The sequence below is a fragment of the Pseudomonas sp. SIMBA_041 genome (assembly GCF_046535095.1).
In the GTDB taxonomy this organism is placed as follows: Bacteria; Pseudomonadota; Gammaproteobacteria; order Pseudomonadales; family Pseudomonadaceae; genus Aquipseudomonas; species Aquipseudomonas mucoides.
In genome coordinates, this window is record NZ_JAWRXJ010000726.1 from 1 (window position 1) to 248 (window position 248).

Annotated in this window: 1 pseudogene; it reads right to left on the bottom strand. The window is 66.1% G+C overall.

Annotated elements, in window-relative coordinates:
• A pseudogene (locus tag SB725_RS33015) lies at positions 1-248 on the bottom strand (xanthine dehydrogenase family protein molybdopterin-binding subunit); the annotation flags it as partial.

Sequence of the window (248 nt, forward strand, 5' to 3'; positions counted from 1 at the left end):
CGAGCTTGATGTCGATGGTGTACAAGGCTTTGCCGGTGGATTTGTCATAGGCGTCGACCCGGCGTACCGGCTTGCCGATCCAGCGAAACTGGCTGGGGTCGCGCAGCTGTACGCTGGCCGGGTCTGGCACGGGCAGGTCGAGGGCGCGCTCGGCCAGTTCACCGTAGGGCAGTGAGCGGCCAGATGCGGCGTGCACCACCTTGCCAGGCTCGGTGGACAGTTCGCCGAGCGGTACCCCCAGTTGTTCG